We start from the raw sequence: 4837 nt of genomic DNA, 5'->3' as shown, positions 1-4837 counted from the left end.
CTGAGCCAGGATCAAACTCTCAAGTTGAAGAGCTGATCATAGCTGATCACAACATAAACGGAGGCTCACAACCGATCGGCGTTTCCACCGGATCGTGTGAGCACCGAAACGTCAGACCAGCATCATCCTACTCACGATCCCACCCAGAAGGCAGGATCCGCAGGGACGACGCCGTCCACGCTTCTCTTTCTCGTATGCACTTGTCAAAGAACAGTACCAGCTTATCGCAAGTACTCGCAGTCCAATGATACAGAAGGCATCCACAGCTTTTGCTGATGGCACCTTACATCTGTCTCATCTAGGCTGGTGACGCGGCTCGCATTGCTGGGCCAGACGTCAGGAGGTGCTATCTAATGCCCTCCGCCCTGCCTGTCAATCTCGACGCTTCCTCAGCCGTGAAGCTGCCCTAGCTCGCGCAGGAGGCCGCCCACAAGGCCGGGAAGCGGATGCACTGCCCCACGTACAGGAGGGTTAGTGCCTACCCCAAAATCTGGGAACGCGTCCCGCACTCTACAAGAGCCGATCCAAGCTTACACTCGGATCCTGTACCCACACTTAGAGCACAAGCTTAAGCATAAGTGGCGTCGATGAAGGCCGAGACTTTCAGCAGCCACTTTCGTAGGTTCGCTGCTAGACCTGATATGGAGATTGCCGACGCACTTTCAATCCCTTTAGAACTTCTCAAAGAGAAGCCTCACAAGTGATATCGCGTCGATCGTCTCAATATGGGAGGGATTTAGCCAGTTTCAAGAGGCTTGTGCCATTTGCGCTGAACCGCACGATGGCCTTGCTTCCTCATAACTCAGATGGCGATCCCAGCCGTTCCTTCAAGAGCGACCACACCACTCCTCAGACACAAAGAGGAGCTGCCCTCGCAGGCAGCCCCTCCATTGCCAAACCGCGGTCGGTATACGACCGCAACAGCGTCGCATTACGCGGCGCGGACCTCACCAGAGGCGAGTGTCCAGGTCACCAGCGCGCACGACCGCTGCGTAAGACAATGAGACACTGGATCACCTCCTTTCGTTCGTTGATCGGGAGGCCCTAGCTGGGGGCGTGGAGCCTCGATCACAAGTGCCGAGACCCTGAATGGTGCGGTACCATACGGTGCGCCCTCACCGGGAGCCAACGGACCCGTGGCGCGGATACCGTGTGTCGCGTCAGTCGACCGTCACCCGGAGGGCCGAAACCGCGCAGCGGGTTCGGGGAGCCGCCGCAGGCGGCGAGTAGGGCGCGGCCCGGAGGGGACGCCCCTCCTGGGCTCAGACACCCTATGGGCCCGACAACGCTGCATCTTCGGCAGGAGCAATCGCATCGGCGCCGGCGGCAGACGCTGCGATCGTGGCCGCCGCCTTGCGCTCCCGAGCTCTCTCCCGGTCGACCTCGCAGTTGCGCTGCATGTCGTGCCGATCCTTCTCGCTCACCGGCTCGACCGGGTGGATCGCGCAACGGGTTTGCCCTGGCACGCGAGACCGCCGAGCGGTGGCCGCACATCTCGATTGTGATCGCCTCCGGCAACCTCAAGCCAGGGCCGGACGACATGCCAAAGGGCGCCCGCTTCATCGGCAAGCCGTTCTCCGCCGAGACGATTCACGCACACATCAAGGAAATCCTGCCTGATGAGCAAAATCCGGACCCGCTCAAGAACGACGACTGCTGATCGCTCATAACTCACCAGTCATGAGCGGCCGAGCGACCGGCCGCCGTGGCTCCCTCTCCATGCTCACAACCTAGGCTCGGATCACGCCTCCCCGCAGATCGTGCGTGCGCCCCTGTGTTACGGGTGATAACAACCTTTATCAGACAAAATTCCGTAGCTGCGCAGCCCGCGGAAGTCACAGCGTGAGACCGGGATCACGACTGCGGTCGAGGTCCCGACGCCGCTCCAGGGTCTGCTGCGGTTGTACATCCAGACGCTGGTCGAGCTCGCGGCGCAGGACCCGGGCAATCAGGTGATCCAGGCTCTCCTCCTTGAGGTAGGAGGCGACGAACCCACCGCCAGCCAGGATCTCCCGCTCCTCCCTCGTCAGCCCCTGCCCCGGACCGAGGCCTTTCTCCGGTGAATGGCCGATCGCCCCGGTGGCGCCGAACCGGCGCGCCACGGCTGTCGCAAAGGCCTCGATCTCCGCCCGCTGCTCGGGAAGCGCCACGGCTTCCGCCATCACCGCCTCGAACACCGCCGGCACGTAGATCGACGTTCGTCCGATCTTGCCCAGCGCCGCCGCTGCCGCGGGGGACAAGCCTGGAACCTCGATCGTGATGCGCCGGCGATAGCGCTCCTCCTCCGGACGCGCCCGCTCGCAGGCCCACGAATACGCACCCTTCAGCTCCAGGGCGAACCTCCTGAGGCCCGCATAGGCACGCTCGGCCCGCTCCCGTTCCTCCGTCTCCGCCGCAGGCACGAACCAGCCCTTCCGGCCCCGCAGGCCGCCATAGGCCAAGGGGTCGGCCAGCACCCCGTCGATCCGCGCGGAGTAGCCATCTGCGGGCGTGCGAAGCTGGGCGTAGATCGCCCGGAACAGCCGGGCGGGCTCCTTGACCGCCCTGCGGATCTCGTAGTGCAGCATGTCGAGGTCCTGCTTGAGATCCCGCTCTGGATCGACGCGACGGTCGAGGGCCGCATCGATCGCTGCCGCGTCATAGGGATAGGCCGCGAGGAACGGCTTTCGCGGTGCGACGAGGGTTGCGCGCTCCCCCGGCTCGACCGCCGGCAAGGGTGCAGGCTGAGCGGCGGGGAGACGGGGCTCCGACGCGGCCACCTCCGCGCGGGGCTCGCCGCCCTCCCACCCCTTGCCAAGAGGGTCCGGCACCGGAGCCTGACCACGATCGAGGTCCCGTCCCTGCTCCACAATCTGCTGCGGCGGCGCGTCGACGCGCTGATCGAGCTCCTGGCGCAGGACCCGGGCAATCAGGGGATCCAGGCTGCCCTCCGCGAGGCAGGAGGCGACGAACCTGCCGCCGGACAGGATCTCCCGCTCCTCCCTCGTGAGCCCCTGCGACGGTCCGAGGCCCTGATCCGCTCCGGACCCGTTCGCCCCGAACCGGCGCGCGACGGCGCTCGCGAACGCCTCGATCTCGGCCCGCTGCCCGGACGTCGCGACGGCCTTCGCGACGACGGCATCGAAGACCCGGGGGTCCGTGTCGGGGGTCCGGGCGATCGTGGTCAGCGCGGCGGCGGCAGCCGGGGACAGGCCCGGCACCTCGATCGTGATGCGCCGGCGGTAGCGCTCCTCTTGCGGACGCATTTCGTCGACCAGTGCCGAGAACGCGGTCTTGAGCGCGATGGCGGCGTCCCTGATGGTCCCATAGGCGCGCTCGGCCTTCTCGCGTTCATCCTTCTCCGCCTCTCGAGCGAACCAGCCCTTGCGCCCGCGTAGGCCGCCGTAGGCCTCGGGCTTGGCCAGCAGCCCATCGATCCGCGTGACGTAGCCTGTCCGAGGCGTGCGAACCTGGGCGTAGATCGCCTGGTAGAGGCTCGCGTGATCCTTGACCGCCCTGTGGATCCTGAGCCCCAGCACCTGGAGTTCCCGCTTCAGATAGATGGCCGGATCGACGCGGCTGCGGAGAACCGCATCGATGGCCGCCTCGTCGTAGGGAACGGCCGCCAGGAACGGCTGTCGCGGGGCGACGGAAGCCGCTCTTTCCCCCGGCTCGACTGCCTGCGGGGGTGCGGGCTGATCGGCGAGTGGCCGGGCCGCCGACGCCGCGACCTCCGCGCGTGGCTCACCCCCCTCCCGAGGCTCGCCGAGGTAGTCCAGCACCGACGCCTTCAGCCGCCCCCGGCCCAGCCGGCCCGCCAGCGCCGCGAAGTCCGGGAACGCATCCTGCCCGGCATACAGCCCGACCTCGTCCCGGTGCCGCGTCAGCGCCACGTAGGCCAGGTGACGGTCCAGCCCCGACGAGGCCAGCACGAACGACCGGTCCACCGTCGCTCCCTGGCTCTTGTGGATCGTCGTCGCGTAGCCGTGGTCCACCGCGTCGTAGACCCCTTGCGTGACCGTCACCGCCCGCCCGTCGTCGAGCGTCACGCTCAGCCGACCCTCGACCGCGTCCGTCACCGTGCCGAGGCTGCCGTTCTTCACCCCGAGCGCGCGATCGTTGCGCAGGAACACCAGCCGGTCACCAGCCGCGAAGCTCAGCCGCCCGGCCCCGCCGGTCGTGAACCCCGCCTCGTCCGTCAGCTCCCCGGCCGCGCGCAGCCGCTCGCGGATCGCGTCGTTGAGCGCGCGCACGTCGGCCCGGGTATGGGCCAGCGCGATCCGGCTCGCTTCCGGCCGGGCCGCCCGATCGCCCAGGTAATCCGCCACCAGGCCCTCGCGCGCCGAGGCTCCGTCCGCCGTGAACCGGATCGCGCCATGCTCGCGATAGGCCTCGAGCCCGACCCGGGTCTCGCGCGTGCCCAGGGCCACGCTCGCCTGCCGCTGCCAGGCCGTGCGCTGGCGCCGGATCGCCTCGAGTTCCAGGAAGCCGGTGCGCTCCGACAAGACCCGGAACCCGGCGCCGGGCCCGATCGGCTGCAGCTGCTCGGGATCGCCCACCAGCACCAGCTTGGCGCCCGAGCGCTCGACCGTCTGGACGAACTGCGCGAGCTGGCGCGAGGACACCATCCCGGCCTCGTCGATCACCAGGATGTCGCCCGTTCCGAGCGGATGGCGCTCGTTGGTCCAGGCCAATTGCCAGGACGCCAGGGTGCGGCTCGGGATGCCCGAGGAGGCCTCCAGACCCTCCGCCGCCTTGCCGGCGAGCGCCGCCCCGTGCACCCGGTATCCAGCCGCTTCCCAGGCCTCGCGTGCCGTCCCGAGCATGGTGGATTTGCCCGCGCCGGCGAGCCCGATCA

The 4837-nt window shown here is 67.7% G+C and carries 2 protein-coding genes; one reads left to right on the top strand and one right to left on the bottom strand.

Features of this window, described 5'->3' with window-relative positions:
- The first annotated feature begins 1501 nt into the window (after window positions 1-1501).
- Window positions 1502-1660: a hypothetical protein gene (locus tag VQ03_RS28615; protein ID WP_208605570.1), complete on the top strand. Its 159-nt coding sequence runs from the start codon at window positions 1502-1504 to the stop codon at window positions 1658-1660.
- Window positions 1661-1835: 175 nt separating this feature from the next.
- Here VQ03_RS28615 and VQ03_RS34060 read toward each other — a convergent pair.
- Window positions 1836-4837 (bottom strand): AAA family ATPase (locus VQ03_RS34060; RefSeq protein ID WP_167376141.1); only part of this gene is annotated, 3002 nt, incomplete at its 5' end.

Origin of the sequence: Methylobacterium tarhaniae, assembly GCF_001043955.1 — a bacterium.
In the GTDB taxonomy this organism is placed as follows: domain Bacteria; phylum Pseudomonadota; class Alphaproteobacteria; order Rhizobiales; family Beijerinckiaceae; genus Methylobacterium; species Methylobacterium tarhaniae.
This window is presented reverse-complemented; position numbering and strand designations above follow the sequence as displayed.